Annotated in this window: 1 pseudogene; it reads right to left on the minus strand. The window is 47.5% G+C overall.

Annotated features, from left to right (window positions below):
* Positions 1–526, minus strand: a pseudogene (locus R8N49_RS30180) (tryptophan--tRNA ligase); the annotation flags it as partial.

Raw genomic sequence — 526 nt, forward strand, 5'->3', positions numbered from 1 at the left:
GAGCCGATGCTTTCTCCGCGCCTTGCTTCATCACTTCATCCATAAACGCACGATCTGCACGAATACGACGGTATTCTTCTTGAATTGGCTCAAGCATCGCAACAACCGCTTCACCCACGTCTTTCTTGAATGGGCCATACATTTCAACGCCTTTGTATTTCGCTTCAATCTCTTCAAAGCTCATGCCTGTCGCTGCAGAGTAAAGACCCATTAGGTTTGCAATACCCGCTTTGTTTTCAACATCATGGCGAATGCTTGGTGGCGTTTCGGTATCCGTCTGCGCTTTATTGATCTTCTTGATGATCGATTTCGGCTCTTCAAGCAGCGTGATAACGTTCTTACGGTTATCATCAGACTTCGACATTTTCTTCGTCGCATCTTGAAGGCTCATTACGCGCGCGTTAACCGTTGGAATGTATGGCTCAGGTACCGTGAAGATTGGGCTTTCTGGCGAGTAAATGTTGTTGAAACGCGTTGCGATATCACGCGCTAATTCTAGGTGCTGCTTCTGGTCGCTACCTACTGG

This window comes from Vibrio sp. 1978, from assembly GCF_033344345.1.